Origin of the sequence: Mycobacterium sp. IS-2888 (assembly GCF_001954215.1) — a bacterium.
Lineage (GTDB): Bacteria > Actinomycetota > Actinomycetes > Mycobacteriales > Mycobacteriaceae > Mycobacterium.
On record NZ_MBET01000078.1, the window covers coordinates 10,808 to 28,586 of the forward strand.

A 17,779-nucleotide genomic window follows, 5' to 3' on the forward strand; every position below is an offset into this window, starting at 1 on the left:
ATGGCAATCACGCTGTGCGTGCCGCCGCGCGCCGGCGAGCTGTGCGCACCGGTGCGCTTCCTGGTACGGCAGGACTCCGTGGTGATGGAATTGACTGCGCGGCACCGGATCACCAGCGTCGAGTGGGACGAGCGTGAGCGCGCCGTGGCAATGATCGTGGACATCACCGACCCGCAAACGGCGCGTCCGGTCGACGTGCGGATCGACGTCGTCGAGGCGGGCGCGGCGCATGCCGATGCACGGACGAGGACGATCGGCACCATCGTGCGCGACGGGCGGAAATACGACGTAGTGGGCACCTACCTGGGAGTTGTCGCGGATGAAAACTAGCCCGTCGAAGCGCACGGCGGCGATCGTCGGGGTGCACAACACCCGCCAGGGCCGCCGCCTGGAGGGTGAGACGTCACGCGGCTTGGCGCTCAAGGCTATTCGCGGAGCCCTCGATGACGCCGGGCTGAGCCTCGACGACGTCGACGGAATCAGCGCCGGCCCACTGTCCACGACGCTGATCTACGACCTGCGCATCGGCCCCGCCTGGCAGGGGTTGGGCTTCGGGGTGAGCATGATCACCGAGGCGGCCGCGGCCATCGAGCACGGCATGGCCGACGTGGTGGTGCTCGTCGCCGCCCAAGCCGGCGAATACCGCGACCACCAGGCCACCGCACCGTGGACCAGACCGGAGAACGAGTTCGTCGCGCCCTGGGGGATGTTCACCGCCGCCGAGTTCGCGCTCATCGCCCGACGGCACATGCACCTCTACGGGACAACCCGCGAACACCTGTCGATGGTGGCGGCGACCATACGCAACAACGGATCGCGAAACCCCGAAGCCGTTTATTACCAACGCGGCCCGTTCAGCACCGATGACATCACCGCGTCGCGGCCGGTCGCCGATCCGTTTCACCTCCTCGATTGCGCCACCACGTCCGAAGGCGGGTGCGCGCTGGTGGTGGCCAATATCGACAAGGTGGACGCCGCGGCCCGGCCGATCTACGTGTTGGGCGGCGGCGCGGACTTCCACGGTCCGTCGTATCAGCACCCACCCGCATGGGATCTCGTCGGCCGGCGGGGCGATCACGGCCACTACGTCAACGGCGTCGTCGGCCGGCGCGCGGCCGAGCGCGCGTTCAGCCACGCCGGCCTTCGCCCCGACGACGTGGATGTGCTGGAGCTCTACGACCCGTTCTCGTTCGAAATCATCCGGCAGCTAGAGGCATTCGGATTCTGCGGCGAGGGCGAAGGGGGACCGTTCGTGGCCGACGGCCACATCGCCATCGACGGCAGCCATCCGATCACCACCGACGGAGGAACCATGTCCTTCAGCCACGCGGGGTCCAATCCACAAATGATGCAGCGGGCCATTCGAGCCGTTCAACAACTTCGCGGCGACGCGGGCGACCTGCAGGTGCCCGACGCGCGTATCGCGTTCTGCAGCAACGGGGGAGCGGGCGCGCTGTTCACCACGGTCCTGATCCTCGGAGACGAACCGCGATGACTTCCGGAAAGTCCCTGCGGCCGCAGACCGGTCCGGTACCGCATGCCAGCAGTCCGGTCAGTTCCCCGTTCTGGGAGGGCTGCCAGAAGGGGGAGCTTCGGTATCAACGCTGCGCCGCCTGCGGCCAGTCGAATTTCCCGCCGACCGAGCACTGCCGCGAATGCCTTTCGCACGAATTGCGGTGGGAGCAGAGCGGCGGCGCCGGCGAGATCTACAGCTGGACGGTGGTGCACAGGCCCGTCACCGCGGAGTTCGCCCCGCCCTATGCGCCGGCGATCGTCACCCTGGACGAGGGTTATCAAATGCTGACGAACATCGTCGGTGTCGCACCCGATGACCTGGCCGTCGGCATGCGCGTGCGGGTGCAGTTTCATGCCGTCGGAGCGGACGTAACACTCCCCTACTTCACCGGGGTGCCGTGAGCCCCGCCCGCACCAGCAACGGCCTGCCGGTAACCGCCTACCTCGTCCTGGGCGTGCTGGCGGCCAACGACGAGCAACTCACCGCCGGCGAGATCAAGATGCGCGCCGAGCTGTCGGTCGGCCACTTCTATTGGTCGCCGTCAGTCAGCCATGTGCGGCGCGAACTGACCCGGTTGCTGGCCCGGGGCATGGTCAGCGAGTCGCCCGCGCAATCCGGCAAGCGTGCCATCACGTTGTATGCGACGACCGATGCCGGGCTGGACGCGCTGCACCGGTGGGTTCAGCACTTTCCGGGCCAGGACCAAGTCGTCATCAAGCATCCCGTCATTCTCAAAACGTGGCTTGCCCGCGGCGACGATCCCGAGCACGTAATCGATTCGCTGGAGCGGCATCTCGAGGCGACCCGGGCCCGGTTGGACGAGGCGCTATGGTCGCGCCAGCGTTCCCGTGAACTCGGCCTGGCCGACGATCCCGAGCAGCGTTTCTCCTTCGCCGTCCTCGACTACGCGATCCGCGGCTTGTATGCCGAGATCTCCAACATTGCTCAGCTGCGTGACGAGATCGCCAGCGGCACAACCCGAGACCCGGTCAAGCGGGTGCGACGCTCGAAGGGGCAGATCCGCCGCCGGGCACCCGGGGATTAGGCGTGTCCGATGCGACCCGGTAGGCCGTGCCGCGCGGTTCGCGCTCCCACAGGATTTCGCCCTCGCCCGTGGCCGTTCCCTGGGCGATCAGCTGGCGCTTGAGCACCTTGTGGGTCGCGGTGCTGGGCAGGTCGGCGGCGATGCGGACGAATCGGGGCCGGGCCTTGGGGGACAGGTCGGGTTGGGCATCGAGAAAAGCCTCGAATTCGTCGGGGTCGATGACGTGGCCCTCGTTGAGGACGATCGCGGCCATCACCTGGTCGCCGACGCGCGCATCCGGGACGGCGTACACCGCGACACGGTTGATGGCGCTGTGCCGCAACAGGAGTCGCTCGATCGGCGCCGCGGCCAGATTCTCGCCGTCCACCCGCATCCAGTCGGCGGTGCGGCCGGCGAGGTAGATCCAGCCTTCGGCGTCTCGGTAGGCGAGGTCGCCCGACCAGTACATGCCGTGGCGCATGCGGTCGGCGTTCGCTTCCGGGTCGTTGTAGTAGCCGGTGAAGAAACCCGATCCCGTCGTGTTGACCAACTCACCTACCGCCTCGTCGGCGTTGGCTAGCGCCCCATGGGCATCGAAGCGTGCGACGGCGCATTCGGTGACGGTCTCGCTGTCGTATACGGCGACCCCGTCGACGCCCCTGCCGATCGAGCCCGGCGGCGTGCCGGGCTCACGGATCACGATGACGGCGTTCTCGGTCGAGCCGAACCCGTCCTCCACCTGGACGCCGAAGCGGCGCGAGAACTCCTCGATGTCTTTGTCATTGGCCTCATTGCCGAACGCCACCCGCAGCGGGTTGTCGGCGTCGTCGCCGCGTTCGGCGGTGGCCAGTATGTAGGCCAGCGGCTTGCCGACGTAATTCATGTACGTAGCGCCGTAGCGGCGGATGTCGTCGAGGAAGTTGCGCGCCGAGAACTTGGCAGGCACGATCGCGGCGCCGGAGACCACTGCGGGCGCCCACCCGGCGACGACCGCGTTGGAGTGAAACAGCGGCATGGACACGTAGCACGTGTCCTGCTCGGTGAGCCCGAAGCGGTCGGTCAGGCTGAGACCCGCGATCGCGGCCATCAGATGTGATACCGGCACCGCCTTGGGGTTTCCACTGGTTCCCGACGTGAAGATCATCATGAACGCGTCCATCGCGGTGACGTTTCGATGGGGCACCAGCTCGCCGGCGCCGCTGACGAATTCCTCCCACTGCGGCGTCGAGGTATCGAAGATGCGCGTCCCCTCGAGGTCCAAACCGTCAAGCAATGGCCGGTGTTCGGCGTCGGTCACAACGAATTGGCAGTCGGCCCGCCGGATGTCCGCGGCCAGCGCCGCGCCGCGCCGCGTCGTGTTCAGACCGCACAGTACGTACCCGCCGAGGCCGGCCGCCGCCATCTGGGCCAGCATCTCAGGCGTGTTTCCCAGCAGGGCGCCGATGTGCATCGGCCGTTGCGGATCGGCGGCGCCGAGCAGGGCCGCAGCCCGGGCCGCGGACTTGCCGAGGTACTCGCTCCAGCTCCATTGCAAATCACCGTGTTTCACGGCGACCGCCGAGTCCGACAGGCGCTTGCGCAGCAGCGCTTGCATTGTGTCGTCGGCCATCGGGCTTAGCCGCCCACCATCATCAGGCCGCCGTCCACCGCCAGTAGTTGGCCCGTGATGAAGCCGGAACCGGGGCCGGCCAGGAAGACGAGCATCGGCCCGACGTCGCGCGTCGGATCCCCCAGCGCCCCGCCGACCGGAATCATCATCTGCATCTGCTGATCGATGAGGGCGCTCGCGTCCGGGCCGAGGAAATCCCGGAACCGATCCGAGCCGGGCGTCTGCACGGCCGGTGCCAAAGCGTTGACGGTGACCTTGTCGGCGCCCCAGGCTTTGGCGGCCGATCGCGTCCAGGCCTGCACCGCGCCCTTGGTTGCGGCGTAGACAGCCGAGATCGGGCTGCCCATAACGGCTTCGGAGGATCCGAAGTTGATGATGCGGCCGCCTTTGGGATCTTGGTCCCTCATCACCGCGTACACGGCCTGGTTGGTGAGGATGGTCGCCTTCACGTTGGTGTCCAACAGGAACGAGATCTCGTCGCCGCCGATGTATCCCGGCACCCCGGCCTGCCACAGACCCGCCGCGTTCACCAGGACATCGAGCCCGCCGAGGCGCTCGACGGCTTGCTGCACCATCGCCGAAACGGCGCCGGCGTCACGCACATCGCACTGCAGCCACGCAGCCGCGAGACCTTCCGGCGGCGGAGTTTGGTGATAGGTGGCGACGACCTCGGCCCCCGCCTCGGTGAGGACTCCGACGGCGGCCGCGCCGATACCGGTAGCCCCACCGGTCACCAGGATCCGCCGGCCGTGCAGTGGTGGTGTCGCGTCTGGCATAGCGAAGACGCTAGCCGACGCGTGCCGGCCCCCTAGGCGCGCACCGCGATCGACGACAGCAGGTCGGCCAGCCGATCCGGCTGGTCCACCATCGAGAACGTCCGCGCGCCCTCGATCAGCTCGAGCCGCGCGTTGGGGATGGTCGCCGCCAGTCGTTCGCCGTCGCTGAGTTCGAAGAACACGTCATCGGCCGACCAGGCGATCAGCGCGGGCTTGTGGAACTCATGCAGCCGCGCGGCCACGCCCGTGGTGACCTCCGTGCGCATCGACAGGGTGAGCTGGCGCAGGTCCTCGGCGACGGCCGGATCGGAGAGCCCCGGGCGCACCCACGCCTCCGTCAGCTCGTCGATGTTGCGGTGCGCCAGGCCGTCGAACGCGCGCTTGCGTGCCGCCGGCACGCGCATGGCCTGGGCCACTGTCTTAAACGTCGTCTTGGACTTGGCCGCCAGGATCACCGGCTTGAGGATCGGCGGCGGAAAGTGTTCGAACGCATCGCAACTCGTGAGCACCAGCGCGCCGAGCCGCTCGGGGTGGTGCACGGCGACGAGTTGGGTGACCACGCCGCCCGTGTCGTTGCCGACCAGCACCACGTCCTCGAGTTCGAGGGTGGCCAGCACCTCGGCGACGATGCCGGCGACGCCGTTGATCGTCCGATCGGCCCCGGGGCGGAGGGGCTCGGGGTGCGCGCCCAGCGGCCAGGTGGGTGCGATGCAGCGCAGGCCGCGATCACCCAATCGTTCGCTGACCCGGCGCCACAGATCACCGCCCATCATGTACCCGTGCACGAACACCACGGGTCGACCATTCTCGGGTCCGGTTGCTTCGTAGTGGATGGTTCCCGCACTAATGTCGATCGTCGACATGGATAACTCCTACCTCGAACGGTATACTTACAAACAGGCTGTCTGTTCGTAAGTTACCAACAGGCTGTATGGAAATCAAGAGACGCACTCAGGAGGAGCGCTCCGCGGCGACCCGCGACGCGCTGATCTCGGCCGCCCGCAAGCTGTGGGGCCTGCGCGGTTACGCGGAGGTGGGGACGCCGGAGATCGTCGCGGCCGCCGGTGTCACCCGGGGCGCGATGTACCACCAATTCGCGGACAAGGCAACGCTTTTCGGCGAGGTCGTCGAGGCCGTGGAGCAGGATGTGATGGCCCGGATGGCGACGCTGGTCGCCGAGTCGGGGGCGGCGAATCCCGCCGACGCGATCCGGGCCGCGGTCGATGCCTGGCTTGACGTCTCCGGTGATCCGGAGGTGCGCCAGCTGATCCTGCTCGATGCGCCGAGCGTGCTCGGCTGGCCGGCCTTTCGTGACGTCGCCCAGCGGTACAGCCTGGGCATGACCGAGCAACTGCTCACCGAGGCTGTCCGGGCGGGGCAATTGGCCCGCCAACCGATGCGGCCGTTGGCCCACATACTTATCGGCGCGCTCGACGAGGCCGCCATGGTCATCGCCACGGCCGACGATCCGAAACGCGCGCGACGGGAAACCGGGCAGGTGCTGCACCGGCTCATCGACGCAATGCTGGACGAGCGTTGATAGTCAGTCGGGGCGAACGTGCGCGACTCCTGCGATGACTCCCTGGATGAGCCGGTCGAGGTGTTCGGGGCCATCGACGGCCGGGCGGCCCGCAACGAACGTCATCATCACCCCGTTGATGAACGTCATGGTGGCGATGGCCTGATCCTCGATCAGTGCGGGATCCGGGGCGCTGCCGGCCGGGTGCCATTGGGCGACCACGTCGCGCGCCAGCGCGTAGAGGCCCTCCGCGGACTCGTTGAGGGTCGCCGCCAGTTCGGGGTCACGGCTGGCCAGCAACATGATCTCGTAGCGCGCCTTGGCGCGGGTGAGCCAAGGTTCGGTGGCGACATACATGACGATGCGGGCCAGGCCCGCGGTGCCCGCGAATTCGGTCGGCCGGTCGCCCGCGAGCTCGGTCAGCAACGACAGATCGGCGACGTCGAGTTCGTTGAGCCGAGTTGCGACCCCGTGCAGCAACGCCTTTCGGGTCCGGAAGTAAAACGATGTGGTGCCGTCGGGCACCCCGGCGCGTTCGTCGACCTTGGGGTGGCTGACGCCGTGGACCCCGTCGGTGCCGAGTAGCTCTATCGCGGCGTCGGTGAGCTGACGGCGCCGTTCGGCCGCGTTGTGCTTTCTCCGTGCAGCAATGCGACCAGTCTAGAACTGGCCGCAGTTGGGCGCGGTGGGTTCTCCGTTGAAGCGGCCTGCGATCCACTGCATCGCCGGTTCACCATCGACGAGCATGGGCAGGGCGTGGTTGACGACGAGTTTGTTGAGGAACGGCGGTTCTTCGTTGGTGCGAAATTCAACGTCGGCGCCCTGAGCGCACCAGTCGCGGCCAAGCTGGTTGGCCGCGGTCCACGGCACCAAGGGGTCGTAGCGGTTGCTGTTGATCAACACGGGCGCGTTGGGTTTGTAGCGTCCGACGTGCTGCTCATCCAACATGCTGCTGAACGGCTCCTCGTTGATGACCTTCCAGACGTTGTCGTTGAAGTAGGGCTGCAGGTGGCGAAACATGAAATCGAGGATCGTTTGTCCGACGCATTGGCGTGAGGCCGATTCGAGCATGGCCAAACCCCGCGGCGTGAGCTTGGAGCGGATCACCTCGGCATTCTCCGGGTAGGTGGCGATCGCGCCGTTGATCGCATAGCCCACCACGCCGACGAGGGCACTGCCATCGGCGTAGGGCAGCAGTTCCTTGAGGTCGGCTACCGGCGCGCCGGCGTAGGTGCCGACGATATGGAGCTCCGGGGCGTAGGACGGTGCCAGTTCGGCCGCCGAGGCGACAGCGCCGCCACCTTGTGAATAGCCCCAAAAGGCCACGGGCCCATGCGGATCCAATGACGTACCGGGCAGGCGCATGGCTGCCCGCGCGGCGTCGAGCACGGCCTGCCCCTCGGCCACCCGGCCCACATAGGTGTGCATCGACGGGGTGCCCAAGCCTTCGTAGTCGGTCATCACGATCGCGAAACCGCGGGCGACCATCGTGGCGACGAACAGCTCTTCGTAGTTGAACATGATGTCCCAGCCACCCGAATAGTGGATGCCCTGGTTGAACATTCGCGACGGCGCGCACTGGTTGCCCTGGCCCTGGGTGCCGGGCGCGTAGCTGATCAACGGCCGCGGGCCCTTGCCCGGCCAGTCGTTGTACGGCTCGAAGTAGGTACCCGTGACCGCAATCGGATTGCCGTGGGTGTCTTTGCTGCGGTACATGATTCGCGTGCCGGTGGCCATGATCGCGCCCAGTTGACCCGACGGCTCCAGCACCAGCCGCGACGGTTCGGTGCGGATCAGGTCGCCCGGCTGGCCCGGCGGCAGGGGATCCGGTGGGGTGTAGAACTCCGCGTACTGCGGTTCGTCGCCGTCGGCCCGTGCGAGTCCGGGGCTGACAAATCCGAAACCGATCACCAGCAGGACAGCGAGGACTCCCCCTACCCGACGCATCACGAAACGGTAACAACGCGGCGGCCCCGGGGGAAGAGCATTTCTCTAACTTTTTAGAGATCGGTCGTCAGCGATGGTTCTGGGCGAAGAATTGCCAGATGGTGTCGGTGGCGTCGAGCGCCGTCGACGGCGGAGGAAGATCTGCCACCCTCTGCGCGAGCGGGCTCGGCTCGCCCCCGGGCCACTGATGACCCGCGCCCGCGACCGAGATCAGCTCGACGGTGCGCCCGTCGGGGCAGCCGGCGGTCTGCGTCGTGACGCTTCCGGTGGTGGTCGAATTCGGCGGTCCGCACGAGTCGATGGAACGCCAGGTGGCGTTGACCGATTCCGCGGAGGGACCATCGACGCGCGGATTCCCGTTGGCCGCGAACGCTTTACCCGGTCCGCCGTTGTAGGGAACCCGGTCGTCGGCGGTGCCGTGGATCTGGAGCACGGATGTCGGCCGCGCCCGCGAGCAGTCGGTCAGCAGCGTGCCGGCGACGGGAGCGATCGCGGCGAAGGTGTCGGTCTGGCACCCCAGTCGCAGGGCCATCATGGCCCCGTTCGACATGCCCGTGACGTAGACGCGTGCGCGATCGATGGGGATCTGCTGCTCGATGGCGGTGACCATGGCGCCGATGAATCCGACGTCGTCCACGTTGTCGTATCCCGGTTCGCCGCAGCACGTTCCGGCGTTCCAGGCGCGGTTGAGGCCGTCGGGATAGGCGACCAGAAAATGCCCGTTGTCCGCCTCCGCATCCCAGTGATAGGAGCGCTCGGCCTGCGCGCCGCTGCCGAAGCCGCCGTGCAGCATGACGACCAGCGGCACGCCGTCGGCCAACCCCGCCGGCCGGTACAGATGAAAGGTTCTGCTCACCCCGCCCGACTGGATGGTTTGACTGGACTGCCCCAACGGGATCGATTGTGCGCCTGGCGTTCCCGACGCGTGCCCGCCCCCGACGCACCCGCCGAGCGCGACGACCAACGCCGGAAGGAGAAACCCGCCCAGAACCCGAACGCATCGAGGTCGCATGGCCCCATCGTGTCAGCCGAACCGCAATTTGACAAGTAACTTGTCAATCTCAGGTGGGTGGCAGACTCTAGGACCATGCGACGGGCTGCGGGTTCCCAGTGGGAGCCGACCGTGCCGGCACTGGTGAACCTGGTGACGGCGTCCGGGGCACCCCGCTTGCGGGCGGCGTTCGCCGCCGCGGGACTCGACGGGATCCGCCCGGCGCAATCGGTCGCACTCGTGCCGCTGGCGGCCGGTGGACTGCATGCATCGGATCTCGCGGAGCGGCTGAGGGTGAGCCGGCAGGCGGTGGCCCAGGCGGTAGCGGGGCTGGAGCGGCATGGCTACGTCAGCCGCGTTCCCGATCCGGTTGACGCGCGGGCCCGAATCATCGAGCTGACGCCGCGCGGTCGGCAAGCGCTGCGTGTGATGCGTTCCAGCGCAATCGAACTCGAGAAACGATGGCAAGAGGTGTTGGGTGAGCGCCGGCTGGCGGAATTCCGTGAGACGTTGCTGACGTTGCTGTCCGCTACGGAGTCCTGAGGAAAACGTCGTTGAGCGTGACGGTGCGAAGGTTTCGATCGCGGATGATGTCGATCATTTGCGGATAGACGTGAGTGACCGGCAAGTGGTTGAGGTGACCGATGACGATGGACTGCGGCGTGAAGTACTCGTCGGCCATCTTCAGGATGTATTCCTCGGTGATCAGCGTGGAATCCGACAACGAACCCGACCATAAGGTCGGAACGGTGTAGCCGAGCTCGGCCGCCACGGCGTCGACGGCGGCGTTGCGCTTCGCATAGGGCGGCCGATAGTACGGTTTCGCGCCGACCCCGTAGGTCTTCTTCAGGAACTCGTCGTTGCGAGTGAGCTGTTCCGCGACCTGGCTTTGGGTCAGCGTCGTCAAATCCGGATGCGACCAGGTATGGTTGCCGAGCTGTATCTGGCCCGAATCCACCAGCGGCCGCAGCATCTTCAGGTTCTCGGTCCACGAGTCGTACACGCCGTTGACGAAAAAGGTCATTCGCGCGCCGGTGTCCTTGGCGAGCTGCGTGTAGGCGCGGACCACTTCGCTGCTGACCCCGTCGTCCAGCGTCAGCGCGAGCAAGTCGCCCTCGCCGGGAAGCTTCATCAGCGCTCCTCCGCCGGGCAGCGCGATGCGAGCGCTCGGAGGCGGGGGCGGCAACAGGGCCGCCGGGGCGGTCGGACCCGACGTCGCCACGGACGCCGCGGGCGCCTGCGCAAATGTCCGCGGCTGGGGATCGACCACCAGCCGCGCCGCGCCCACGCCAGCTACGGTCGCCGCGGCGAGCGACCCCAGGAAACGACGGCGATTCATCTCAAACATGGCACGGTCTCACCAACACGGCCGCGCAGCATTCGTGGTTGGGAATCCGACCCGATTCTCTGCAGGTCGTGTGTGGCGGGCACGCGGGCGCGCGAGACGCCCGACTTGCCGAACTGCGCAGCCACCACAGCAGCGAACCGTACCACCGCCAGCACCAATATGTCGGATTCGCAGGGGAGAGTCAGCTGTGAATTGCCGGCGGAAGGGGTCGCGGCCCCGCAGCGTGGACTAATGCGGCTCCCCGCCGCCGCGTTGTGGTAGCTGCACGGGCTCGACACCAGGGGTGCCCAGCGTCGAGGCCAGCCAGGGCAGTGCCGCGGCGAACGCTTGCGCGGCGAACGGCCAGTCGTGCTTGCCCGGTTGTGTGACCACCGCGCAGCTGATGCCGTGGCCGGAGGCTGCGTCGCACAGCGCTTTGGCGGCGGCGTCCTGGCCTTCGGGGTTGGCGGACGGGTCGGTGCGGGCCGTCGCGAGCGCGGGACTGGTCGCCTCGGCCATGTTTTGCGCGTCCGAGGATGACGGGATGTCGAACCACCCCGACAACCCGGTGTAGCGCCCGTGTTTGTTCATGACGGTGATGGGGTCGTAGGCGGCCCAGGCGGCGGTGTTGCCTCCGAACAGCTTGGCGACGGTGAGATCCTTGCTGCCGATGCTGGGAGCGCGGTCGCCGGCGATATCCACGAAGGCACTGAAGATGTCCGGATGCATGACGGCCAAGTCCACCGCGCACGTGCCGCCCATCGACCACCCGGCGACCCCCCAGTTGGCCCGGTCGGCGCTGACACCGAAGTTCGAGACCATGAACGGCACGACATCCTTCGTCAGATGGTCAGCGGCGTTGCCGCGGGTTCCGTTGACGCACTCGGTGTCGTTGTCGAAGGAACCGGTGGGATCGACGAACACGAGCACCGGCGCGAAGCCGTGATGGCGCGCGGCGAAGTCGTCGATGGTGGTGAAGGCGCCGCCCGGGCGCAGCCAGTCGGCTGGCGTGTTGAAGGCCGAACTGACCATCATCACCGTGGGCAGCCGCGGCGGCGGATTGCTGTTGAACCACGCCGGGGGCAGATACACCAGTTCCTCACGGTGGGGGAAGTGCGACGCGTCGGCGCTGATATTCACCGGCACGACAACGCCTTTGGCCGGTTTGGTTCCCGCCACCTGCATCTCGGTCACCCGGAGCCGGTCGATCTGATCGGGCAGCGGTCCCGAGGTGAGTTGATTCCATGCGGCGAGGACGGTGGGGAAGTAACCCACCCACCCGTTGACGGCCAGCGCCGCGCACAACACGCACAGGGGAACGGCCAGCAGCGCCAGTGCGCGCCGCCACCAACGGGCGCCGGGCCAGCCGAGCAGAAGCACCGCCAGCGCAAGTCCACTCATGGCCAGCCACAGCCACAGCGACACGGGCGCGGGGTCGCCGGCCACCCCCAGCGACGTGATGTACCAGTACGACAGCGCCGTCGCCGCGCCCGCGACGCCCAGCGCCACCGGCAATGCCCAGCTGCGCCAGCGCCGCCTGCGCACTCCGATGGCGGTGACGGCCACGAGCAGCGCGATCGCCTGCACCGCGACCGGGAACCAGCCGCGCAGCAACGAGAGCTGTCCGAAGAAGTGACTCAACAGTCGCGACCTTCGCTAGATCCGGAGGTTGAGGACACCAACTATCCCATATCGACGTCGTCGATCGTGGTAGCGAAGCCGCGCAGCCGCAGGCTGTTGCCGACGACGAAGACGCTGGAGAACGCCATCGCGGCGCCGGCGAACATCGGATTGAGCAGTCCGAGCGCGGCCAGCGGGATCGCGGCGACGTTGTAGCCGAAGGCCCACCACAGGTTGGTCTTGATCGTGGCCAGCGTCCGGCGGGAGAGCCGGATCGCGTCCGCGGCAACGCGCAGGTCGCCGCGCACCAGCGTGAGGTCGGCGGCCTCGATCGCCACATCCGTGCCGGTACCCATTGCCAGGCCCAGATCCGCGGCGGCCAGGGCGGCGGCGTCGTTCACTCCGTCGCCGACCATCGCGACGACCCTGCCCTCGGATTGCAGACGCTTGACGGTGGCGACCTTGTCGGCGGGCATCGTATCGGCGATGACGTGGGTGATGCCGACCTCGTGGGCGATGCGCTCGGCGACCGTCTGGTTGTCGCCGGTCAGCAGCACCGGCGTCAGCCCCAGGCGTTTGAACTGCCGGACCGCTTCGGCGCTGGTCGGTTTGACGGTGTCGGCGACCACCAGGATGCCGCGGGCGTGGCCGTCCCAGCCGACCGCGACCGCGGTCTTGCCCTGGCCCTCGGCGTGGGCCTTCGCCGCCGACAAGGTCACGTCGAGGCGCTGGGCTCGATCGGCCAGCAGGCTCTCCCGCCCGACGACGACCTCGTGGCCGTCAACCACGCCCTGGACGCCCTTGCCCTCCACGCCCGCGAAGTCTTCGGCTGCCGGGAGGGTGCCGATTTCCGCCCTTGCCGCGTCGGCGATCGCCCGCGCGATGGGGTGCTCGGAGGCGTCTTCCAGGGCGCCGGCGTAGGCCAACAGCGTCCTGCGGTCTGTCTGTGGTGCGGCGATCACGTCGACCAGGGTCATCTTGCCGGCGGTCACGGTGCCGGTCTTGTCGAGCACGATCGTGTCGACCCTGCGAGTGGACTCCAGGGTTTCGGGCCCTTTGATCAGGACGCCGAATTGGGCGGCGCGACCGGTTCCGACCAGCAGCGCGGTCGGAGTCGCCAGTCCGAGCGCGCACGGGCAGGCGATGATGAGCACCGCGACCGCGGCCGTCAACGCCGCACTCAGCGGGAATCCGGCGACGAGCCATGCCCCGAGGGTGGCCACGGCGATAGCGATGACGATCGGGACGAATACACCGGAGATCCGGTCGGCGAGCCGCTGGACCTCGGCCTTGCCCGATTGGGCCGCCTCGACCAGCCGGGCCATCTGGGCGAGCTGGGTGTCGTCGCCGACCCGGGTGGCGCGCACGGCAAGGCGCCCGCCGGCGTTCACGGTGGCGCCGGTGACCGTGTCGCCGGGGCCGACCTCGACGGGGACCGACTCGCCGGTGAGCATCGAGGCGTCCACGGCCGAGGAGCCCGAGACGACGACGCCGTCCGTTGCGATCTTCTCGCCGGGCCGCACCACGAACACGTCGCCGACGACGAGTTGGTCGACGGGGACGCGACGCTCGGTACCGTCGCGCAGGACTGCTACGTCCTTGGCGCCGAGCTCCAGCAGGGCGCGCAGCGCCGCCCCCGCGCGCCGCTTGGAGCGCTTTTCGAAATAGCGACCGGCCAGCACGAACAACGTCACGCCCGCGGCCACTTCGAGATAGATGTTGCCGGCGCCGTCGCCACGGCCGACGGTCAGTTCGAAGCTGTGCCGCATGCCCGGTTCCCCGGCGGCGCCCAGGAACAAGGCATATAGCGACCAAACGAACGCCGACAGGGTCCCGATCGAGACGAGGGTGTCCATCGTGGCGACGCGGTGTTTGAGGTTGGCCCACGCGGCCGCGTGGAAGGGCCGTCCCGCCCAGACGACGACCGGAGCCGCCAGTGCCAGGGATGCCCATTGCCAGTAGCGGAACTCCAACGCCGGGATCATCGCCATGGCGATCACCGGGAGGGTGAGCACGGTCGCGACGATCACGCGATTGCGCAGCGAGGCCAGCTCGGCGTCGTCACTCGCCGACTTCGCCGCGGGTTCGTCGTGCAGTGGCGGCAGAACCGCGCGGTAGCCGGTCTTCTCGACCTCGGCGATCAGCGCCCGCGGGTCGAATCCGGCGGGCACTGTGACGGCGGCCTTCTCCGTCGCGTAGTTGACCGACGCGGTGACGCCGTCGAGAGTGTTGAGTTTCTTCTCGATGCGCATGGCGCACGAGGCGCAGGTCATTCCGGCGATTTCCAGCTCGATATTGCGCGCCTGCCCGGCGCTGCGCCCGGTCAGCCGGTAGTCGCTGGTGGTCATGAAGCTCCTTCCACATATACCCCTTGGGGGTATATGTGCGGATACAACGCGCGGTTCCCCGCACGTATTCCGCGAGGTTGGGTCAACCGCGATTGTGCCTGGCGAGGGTTCAGCAGTAGGAAACGCCCATGTCGACCGACACCTGGGTGCCGGTCACGAATCTGGATTGATCGGACGCCAACCAGGCGACGGCGTCGGCGATGTCCTCGGGCTGGGCGGTGCCTTCGGGCAGCAGTGGCCTGTTCAGGCCCCGGAGGTACGGATAGGTGTCGGCGGCGGATCGGATTGCGTCGCGCATCCGGCCCCCGCCCATGGGTGTGGCGACGGCCCCGGGGTGCACGCTGTTGACGCGGATGCCGTGGCGGCCGAGTTCGGCGGCGAACGCGCGCGCCATCCCGGTGACGGCGTGTTTGCTCACCACGTAGTGCACCATGAACGGTTCCATTTTGATGCCGGCTGCCGAGCCGATGAGGACGATCGAGCCGCCGCGGCCCCCGTCGATGATGTGACGAGCGCTCGCCATCACCGTGTTCCACGTACCGGTCACGTTCGTGTCGATGGTGTCGCGGAAGGCGGCGGGGGTGATGTGATCCCAGGGCGCCGGGCTGCAGATACCGGCGTTCGCGACGACGATATCGAGCCGGCCGAGCTCGCCGACCGCGTCGTCGACGGCCGCGGTGAGCGAGTCGACGTCGCGGATGTCGACGGCCGCGGTGATGACGCGTGGGCCGTTGGCGCGTACCAGCCGGGCCGTTTCGGCCAGATCATCGGGAGTCGCCGAGTCGTAGGGAACGCTGGGGGGTAGGGGTCCGGCGATATCGACGGCGATGACGTCGGCGCCTTCGGCGCTCAGGCGCGCCGCGTGGGCCCGTCCCTGTCCGCGCGCGGCGCCGGTGATCAGCGCGACTTTTCCTGAGAGTGACTGGCTCATCGGTCCGAAGCGTAGCCTCGACCTGGCGCTGCCGGACAGCCGGAAGGAGGACGTCATGACCGTCACAATCGTCGACCGAGGACCCCGACAGGTGAGCCGCAGAGTCGAAGTCGCCGCGCCGGCCGCCGATCTGTACGCGCTCGCCGCCGATCCCCGGCGCCACCCCGAACTGGACGGCTCTGGCACGGTGCGCGACAACATCGAAGTGCCGCCGCAACTTGTTGAGGGATCGAAGTTTTCGACGAAGATGCGGATGTACGGCCTGCCCTACCGCATCACCAGCACGATCACCGAACTCAAACCCAACGAAGTGGTCGAATGGCGGCACCCGCTCGGACACCGCTGGCGCTGGGAATTCGAGGCGCTTTCGCCGACCCTGACCCAGGTCACCGAGACGTTCGACTATCGCGACGCCGGTGCGCTCAAGAACAAGCTGAAGTACTACGAACGCATGGGTTTCCGGAAGGCCAATGCGGCCGGCATTGAGAAGACGCTGGCCAATTTGCGCGACCGCTACGCCGGCTAGGCCAGGCGCGATCCCCAGGCTGCAACCCATCTCGAGCGATTGGGTCAGTGAACCCAATGGCGCCGTCAACCGTGTCCTCTGGGAACAGTTGCCCTCAGCGCTTATACCGGAAGGACGCTCCTCGATGGCCGACAACAGCCCGATCTTTGGCACAACATCTCGCCCGGCGGCGCAGTCGCTGACCAGCTTGGGACAGCTCATCAGCCGTTACGGCCTGGCCGTCGTCTTGGCCTGGATCGGGTTCGGAAAGTACGTGAAGATGGAATCCCGGGTGCTGATCGAGCACAGCCCACTGATGAGCTGGATCTACGAATTCCTCAGCGCCACCACCGTCGCACGGGGCCTGGGAACGATGGAAATCGTTGCCGCGCTTCTCATTGCGCTGCGGCCGCTGTCGCCGCGGGCCTCGGCGGCCGGCAGCGCGCTGGCCGTGGTGCTGTTCTTGGGAACGCTGAGCTTTTTGTTCACCACCCCAGGCGTGGTCGCGCACCACGCCGCCGGCCTTCCCGTCCTGTCGGCGCTACCCGGCCAATTCCTGCTCAAGGACCTGGTGCTGATCGGAGTTGCGGTGTGGGCCCTGGGCGATTCGCTTGCGGCCGTGCCCGCGTCGCGCAGTAAGCGCGCCCGGATCAGTGCTTGAAAAGCGTTCCCCTGATTAGTTTTTTCGCTGAGGCCAACGTGGCGTCAAATGCCGTCGGCGGCAAAGTGCCCGCTTGCTCCGACAGACCACGCGCCAGCGCGCAGATGGTCTCCGCCGTGGCCGCCGTCCCGATGCCGGGGGCGAGCATCCCATGCGCCCGGGCATCCTCGATGATCTCGGTAACGACGTCGAGTAGGGCCTTTGAACCCGGATATCTTGGGCTGCCACGTCGCAACTGTGCATTGCTCTGCGCTCGCATCGCCCGCAAGAACGCGGCCAGGTAGGGATAGTCGCGCATCAACTGTCCGCATTCGTCGAGCACCGCATCGAGTCGATCTACGACGTCATCGAAAGCTGCGGCGGCGGCGCGCAGCCGGTGCGACACGATCCCCTCGACCTCCTCGCCCGTCGCATTGAGCAGTTCGGACTTGGTCGGAAAGTAGTGATAGAGACTGCCGCTGGTCATGTCGGCCGCGCGGGCGATTTCGCGGATCGTGGCTTTTGAGTAGCCGACGTCGCCCACGCAGCGCATTGCCGCGGCGATGATTCGTCGGCGAGTTTCCTCGCCACTGGCGCCCACGGGGCGGCCCAGCTGTGTTCGGGTCATGGTGGGTCGGGTCCTCGCTGATATGTGGTCGAATATATTCGACCGACCAACGACTTCCGGCTCCCGCGGAGGTGCATGACCACCACGCCGTCGCAGCTCGGGCGTCCGGTGGGCGCGAATGCCGAAGAGACTCGCCGACGAATCATCGCCGCGGCAATGCGCTGCGTGGGCGACGTCGGCTACTCAAAAGCCACGATCCGCGAAATCGCCCGCGCGGCCGACATGACCAGCGGCAGTCTCTATCACTACTTTCCGACCAAGTCCGAACTGCTCAATGCGACGGGCGAGGAGGTCGAGGGGATCGTGTCGCACCGGCTGCGCGCCGCCGCCGCAGCTTTCGATGACGTCGTAGATCGACTCGATGCGGTGCTCGACGAATGCGGACAGTTGATGCGTGG

The 17,779-nt window shown here is 67.6% G+C and carries 20 protein-coding genes; 9 read left to right on the top strand and 11 right to left on the bottom strand.

Going from position 1 to position 17,779, the window contains the following annotated elements:
* From A5745_RS15545 to A5745_RS15560, 4 genes are read left to right on the top strand one after another with little or no spacing between them, the layout of a single operon-like run.
* Nucleotides 1–330 carry a hypothetical protein gene (locus A5745_RS15545; protein ID WP_076117126.1) on the top strand — a complete coding sequence of 110 codons (330 nt, stop codon included), beginning with the start codon at nucleotides 1–3 and terminating at the stop codon, nucleotides 328–330.
* Nucleotides 320–1,495: a thiolase family protein gene (locus A5745_RS15550; protein ID WP_076117128.1), complete on the top strand. Its 1,176-nt coding sequence runs from the start codon at nucleotides 320–322 to the stop codon at nucleotides 1,493–1,495. The genes A5745_RS15545 and A5745_RS15550 overlap by 11 nt, the downstream gene beginning before the upstream one ends.
* On the top strand, nucleotides 1,492–1,917 hold the full coding sequence (locus A5745_RS15555; RefSeq protein WP_076117129.1) for a Zn-ribbon domain-containing OB-fold protein: 426 nt from the start codon (nucleotides 1,492–1,494) through the stop codon (nucleotides 1,915–1,917). Before A5745_RS15550 ends, A5745_RS15555 begins: the two co-directional genes overlap by 4 nt.
* Nucleotides 1,914–2,561 carry a PadR family transcriptional regulator gene (locus A5745_RS15560; RefSeq protein ID WP_076060200.1) on the top strand — a complete coding sequence of 216 codons (648 nt, stop codon included), beginning with the start codon at nucleotides 1,914–1,916 and terminating at the stop codon, nucleotides 2,559–2,561. Before A5745_RS15555 ends, A5745_RS15560 begins: the two co-directional genes overlap by 4 nt.
* Here the strand turns inward: A5745_RS15560 and fadD1 are convergent.
* From fadD1 to A5745_RS15575, 3 genes are read right to left on the bottom strand one after another with little or no spacing between them, the layout of a single operon-like run.
* Nucleotides 2,506–4,149 (bottom strand): fatty-acid--CoA ligase FadD1, encoded by a 1,644-nt coding sequence (gene fadD1, locus A5745_RS15565; protein ID WP_076117131.1) that lies wholly within the window; start codon nucleotides 4,147–4,149, stop codon nucleotides 2,506–2,508. The two genes, A5745_RS15560 and fadD1, sit on opposite strands and share 56 nt — an antisense overlap.
* Nucleotides 4,150–4,154: 5 nt before the next feature.
* Nucleotides 4,155–4,925, bottom strand: coding sequence for an SDR family NAD(P)-dependent oxidoreductase (locus tag A5745_RS15570; RefSeq protein ID WP_076117133.1), 771 nt, complete (start codon nucleotides 4,923–4,925; stop codon nucleotides 4,155–4,157).
* A gap of 32 nt (nucleotides 4,926–4,957) precedes the next feature.
* Nucleotides 4,958–5,788, bottom strand: a complete 831-nt coding sequence (locus tag A5745_RS15575; protein ID WP_076117135.1) for an alpha/beta fold hydrolase — start codon at nucleotides 5,786–5,788, stop codon at nucleotides 4,958–4,960.
* Between the two features lie 68 nt (nucleotides 5,789–5,856).
* Here A5745_RS15575 and A5745_RS15580 point away from each other — a divergent pair, with 68 nt between their 5' ends.
* The gene (locus tag A5745_RS15580) at nucleotides 5,857–6,465 is read left to right on the top strand and encodes a TetR/AcrR family transcriptional regulator (RefSeq protein ID WP_076117137.1); all 609 of its coding nucleotides are present in this window, start codon (nucleotides 5,857–5,859) and stop codon (nucleotides 6,463–6,465) included.
* Nucleotides 6,466–6,468: 3 nt separating this feature from the next.
* On the opposite strand, the gene A5745_RS15585 is transcribed toward A5745_RS15580, so the two are convergent.
* The 3 genes from A5745_RS15585 to A5745_RS15595 all read right to left on the bottom strand — a co-directional run bounded on the left by A5745_RS15585 (nucleotide 6,469) and on the right by A5745_RS15595 (nucleotide 9,403).
* Entirely contained in the window at nucleotides 6,469–7,095 is a 627-nt protein-coding gene (locus tag A5745_RS15585) for a TetR/AcrR family transcriptional regulator (RefSeq protein WP_256385481.1), read from the bottom strand.
* 9 nt (nucleotides 7,096–7,104) lie between these two features.
* On the bottom strand, nucleotides 7,105–8,391 hold the full coding sequence (locus A5745_RS15590) for a lipase family protein (protein ID WP_139329637.1): 1,287 nt from the start codon (nucleotides 8,389–8,391) through the stop codon (nucleotides 7,105–7,107).
* A 67-nt stretch (nucleotides 8,392–8,458) separates the two neighbouring features.
* Nucleotides 8,459–9,403 (bottom strand): PHB depolymerase family esterase, encoded by a 945-nt coding sequence (locus tag A5745_RS15595; RefSeq protein WP_076117141.1) that lies wholly within the window; start codon nucleotides 9,401–9,403, stop codon nucleotides 8,459–8,461.
* A gap of 75 nt (nucleotides 9,404–9,478) precedes the next feature.
* Between A5745_RS15595 and A5745_RS15600 the strand changes: the two genes are divergently transcribed.
* Nucleotides 9,479–9,925 (top strand): MarR family winged helix-turn-helix transcriptional regulator, encoded by a 447-nt coding sequence (locus A5745_RS15600; protein WP_076060090.1) that lies wholly within the window; start codon nucleotides 9,479–9,481, stop codon nucleotides 9,923–9,925.
* Here A5745_RS15600 and A5745_RS15605 read toward each other — a convergent pair.
* From A5745_RS15605 to A5745_RS15620, 4 genes are all read right to left on the bottom strand, one after another.
* Nucleotides 9,912–10,721 carry a polysaccharide deacetylase family protein gene (locus tag A5745_RS15605; RefSeq protein WP_076117155.1) on the bottom strand — a complete coding sequence of 270 codons (810 nt, stop codon included), beginning with the start codon at nucleotides 10,719–10,721 and terminating at the stop codon, nucleotides 9,912–9,914. The genes A5745_RS15600 and A5745_RS15605 overlap by 14 nt on opposite strands.
* 237 nt (nucleotides 10,722–10,958) lie before the next feature.
* Nucleotides 10,959–12,350 carry an alpha/beta hydrolase family protein gene (locus tag A5745_RS15610; RefSeq protein ID WP_076117143.1) on the bottom strand — a complete coding sequence of 464 codons (1,392 nt, stop codon included), beginning with the start codon at nucleotides 12,348–12,350 and terminating at the stop codon, nucleotides 10,959–10,961.
* 41 nt (nucleotides 12,351–12,391) lie between these two features.
* Entirely contained in the window at nucleotides 12,392–14,677 is a 2,286-nt protein-coding gene (locus A5745_RS15615; RefSeq protein ID WP_076117145.1) for a cation-translocating P-type ATPase, read from the bottom strand.
* A 109-nt stretch (nucleotides 14,678–14,786) separates the two neighbouring features.
* Complete coding sequence (locus A5745_RS15620) at nucleotides 14,787–15,608, bottom strand: mycofactocin-coupled SDR family oxidoreductase (protein WP_076117147.1); 822 nt, start codon at nucleotides 15,606–15,608, stop codon at nucleotides 14,787–14,789.
* A 55-nt stretch (nucleotides 15,609–15,663) separates the two neighbouring features.
* Between A5745_RS15620 and A5745_RS15625 the strand changes: the two genes are divergently transcribed.
* On the top strand, nucleotides 15,664–16,134 hold the full coding sequence (locus A5745_RS15625) for an SRPBCC family protein (protein ID WP_076060083.1): 471 nt from the start codon (nucleotides 15,664–15,666) through the stop codon (nucleotides 16,132–16,134).
* A 124-nt stretch (nucleotides 16,135–16,258) separates the two neighbouring features.
* Nucleotides 16,259–16,774 (top strand): DUF417 family protein, encoded by a 516-nt coding sequence (locus tag A5745_RS15630; protein WP_076117149.1) that lies wholly within the window; start codon nucleotides 16,259–16,261, stop codon nucleotides 16,772–16,774.
* Here A5745_RS15630 and A5745_RS15635 read toward each other — a convergent pair.
* A complete protein-coding gene (locus A5745_RS15635; protein WP_076117151.1) occupies nucleotides 16,764–17,381 on the bottom strand; it encodes a TetR/AcrR family transcriptional regulator in 618 nt (205 codons plus the stop codon). The two genes, A5745_RS15630 and A5745_RS15635, sit on opposite strands and share 11 nt — an antisense overlap.
* Before the next feature lie 75 nt (nucleotides 17,382–17,456).
* Between A5745_RS15635 and A5745_RS15640 the strand changes: the two genes are divergently transcribed.
* Nucleotides 17,457–17,779 (top strand): TetR/AcrR family transcriptional regulator (locus A5745_RS15640; RefSeq protein WP_139329639.1); only part of this gene is annotated, 323 nt, incomplete at its 3' end.

Bases quoted from the DNA above. Each gene is read 5' to 3' on its own strand.
- A5745_RS15545 (WP_076117126.1), top strand. From the start codon at position 1: ATGGCAATCACGCTGTGCGTGCCGCCGCGCGCCGGCGAGCTGTGCGCA.
- A5745_RS15550 (WP_076117128.1), top strand. From the start codon at position 320: ATGAAAACTAGCCCGTCGAAGCGCACGGCGGCGATCGTCGGGGTGCAC.
- A5745_RS15555 (WP_076117129.1), top strand. From the start codon at position 1,492: ATGACTTCCGGAAAGTCCCTGCGGCCGCAGACCGGTCCGGTACCGCAT.
- fadD1 (WP_076117131.1), bottom strand. From the start codon at position 4,149: ATGGCCGACGACACAATGCAAGCGCTGCTGCGCAAGCGCCTGTCGGAC.
- A5745_RS15570 (WP_076117133.1), bottom strand. From the start codon at position 4,925: ATGCCAGACGCGACACCACCACTGCACGGCCGGCGGATCCTGGTGACC.
- A5745_RS15575 (WP_076117135.1), bottom strand. From the start codon at position 5,788: ATGTCGACGATCGACATTAGTGCGGGAACCATCCACTACGAAGCAACC.
- A5745_RS15580 (WP_076117137.1), top strand. From the start codon at position 5,857: ATGGAAATCAAGAGACGCACTCAGGAGGAGCGCTCCGCGGCGACCCGC.
- A5745_RS15590 (WP_139329637.1), bottom strand. From the start codon at position 8,391: ATGCGTCGGGTAGGGGGAGTCCTCGCTGTCCTGCTGGTGATCGGTTTC.
- A5745_RS15595 (WP_076117141.1), bottom strand. From the start codon at position 9,403: ATGCGACCTCGATGCGTTCGGGTTCTGGGCGGGTTTCTCCTTCCGGCG.
- A5745_RS15600 (WP_076060090.1), top strand. From the start codon at position 9,479: ATGCGACGGGCTGCGGGTTCCCAGTGGGAGCCGACCGTGCCGGCACTG.
- A5745_RS15605 (WP_076117155.1), bottom strand. From the start codon at position 10,721: ATGAATCGCCGTCGTTTCCTGGGGTCGCTCGCCGCGGCGACCGTAGCT.
- A5745_RS15615 (WP_076117145.1), bottom strand. From the start codon at position 14,677: ATGACCACCAGCGACTACCGGCTGACCGGGCGCAGCGCCGGGCAGGCG.
- A5745_RS15620 (WP_076117147.1), bottom strand. From the start codon at position 15,608: ATGAGCCAGTCACTCTCAGGAAAAGTCGCGCTGATCACCGGCGCCGCG.
- A5745_RS15625 (WP_076060083.1), top strand. From the start codon at position 15,664: ATGACCGTCACAATCGTCGACCGAGGACCCCGACAGGTGAGCCGCAGA.
- A5745_RS15630 (WP_076117149.1), top strand. From the start codon at position 16,259: ATGGCCGACAACAGCCCGATCTTTGGCACAACATCTCGCCCGGCGGCG.
- A5745_RS15635 (WP_076117151.1), bottom strand. From the start codon at position 17,381: ATGACCCGAACACAGCTGGGCCGCCCCGTGGGCGCCAGTGGCGAGGAA.